Source organism: Streptomyces sp. NPDC002130, assembly GCF_040296465.1.
Lineage (GTDB): Bacteria > Actinomycetota > Actinomycetes > Streptomycetales > Streptomycetaceae > Streptomyces.
This window is the reverse complement of record NZ_JBEOXI010000769.1, coordinates 1-1,545: the sequence shown is the minus strand read 5'-3', so window position 1 is coordinate 1,545 and position 1,545 is coordinate 1. Positions and strand designations below refer to the sequence as shown.

At 63.2% G+C, this 1,545-nt stretch carries 2 protein-coding genes and 1 riboswitch; both genes read left to right on the top strand.

What is annotated here, in order from left to right; genetic code table 11:
- Window positions 1-165 precede the first annotated feature (165 nt).
- Window positions 166-259, top strand: a riboswitch (TPP riboswitch).
- The gene (locus ABT116_RS45335) at window positions 250-1,041 is read left to right on the top strand and encodes a 3-oxoacyl-ACP reductase (RefSeq protein ID WP_351646893.1); all 792 of its coding nucleotides are present in this window, start codon (window positions 250-252) and stop codon (window positions 1,039-1,041) included. It overlaps the preceding riboswitch by 10 nt.
- A partial coding sequence (locus ABT116_RS45330; RefSeq protein WP_351646892.1) for an LLM class flavin-dependent oxidoreductase occupies window positions 1,041-1,545 on the top strand: 505 nt, incomplete at its 3' end. The genes ABT116_RS45335 and ABT116_RS45330, both read left to right, overlap by 1 nt.

Below are 1,545 nucleotides of genomic sequence, written 5' to 3'. Positions count from 1 at the left end.
CCATCGCGGCGCGGTGGCGGCGCAGTTCGCGCAGCCGGGAGCGGTCCATGGCGCGGCCGGTTGCCACTTCGCTTGCAATTACGACTCCCGAGCGATCGAAAACTCATCGCGCCGTCGTTACTACGCACCCGGCGTTCAGGACGATTCACCTCTCGTGGTCTGATGGACGGCGACACGGGGTGCCGAAAAAGTCGGCTGAGATCAGACCCGATGAACCTGACCAGTTAGCACTGGCGGAGGGATGTCGACATGACCGAACAGCAATTTCAGCGCGCATTGAACCTGGACGAGCAGATCGTTCTGATCACCGGTGGCGCCCGCGGGCTCGGCGCCGCACTGAGCCGAGCATTCTCCCGCTCGGGGGCCCGGGTGATCGTGAACTACAACAAGAGCCGTGATGCCGCCCAGGCCCTGGTCACCGAACTGGGCGAGGATCGCACCTTCGCAGTCCAGGCGGACGTGACGGACCGCAGTTCCGTCGACCAGTTGTTCTCCGCTGCACGCGAGAGATTCGACGCACCGATCTCGACCGTGGTCGACAATGCACTCGTCGACTTCTCGTTCAACGGCGATGCCCGGCCGAACGCGGACACGATCACCTGGGCCGACTTCGACTCTCAACTACGCGGAGCCGTTGCCGGCACACTCAATACCACCCAGGCAGCGCTACCAGGCATGCGCGAACTCGGCTTCGGCCGAATCATCACTGTCGGAACCAATCTGGTCCAGAATCCGGTAGTTCCGTACCACGACTACACCGCCGCCAAGGCTGCACTGTTGGCACTGACACGGACACTGTCCGCCGACCTCGGTCCGGACGGGATCACAGTCAACATGGTCTCCGGCGGCTTGCTCCGTACCACCGATGCGAGTGCCGCGACACCGGAAGCCGTCTTCGACATGATCGCGGCGAGCACTCCCCTGCGCCGAGTCACCACACCGGACGAATTTGCCGACGCCGCACTCTTTTTCGCCTCACCATGGTCGCGGGCCGTGACCGGCCAGAACCTGGTTGTCGACGGCGGACTCGTCAAGAACTGATGGGCGCACAACTACGGATAGGTGCGTTCCTGCTCGGTTGCGGACACCACAGTGCGGCGTGGCGACACCGCGACTCACCTGTCGAAAGTCTCGGCGACATCACGTATTACGAGTCGCTTGCCCAGATCGCCGAACGCGGGAAGCTGGACGCCGTTTTCTTCGCGGACGGTCACAGTGTTCGAGAACCCGAGTCTGGTGCGTCGTGGTTTCTCGAACCGATCACCGCATTGACTGCCATGGCACGAGCGACGGCGAACGTCGGCCTGGTCACCACCATCTCCACGACCTTTTACACGCCATTTCACGCAGCACGAATGCTGGCGTCGCTCGACCACATCAGCGGCGGACGGGCCGGTTGGAACGTCGTGACCTCGATGTTCGACCAGGAAGCGCGCAACCACGGCCTCGAGGCGATGCCCGATCATGCGTCCCGATACGAACGAGCCGACGAATTCGTCGACGTGGCGACGAACGCCCCTCCCTGGAGGAGCTGCTCTACCTCCT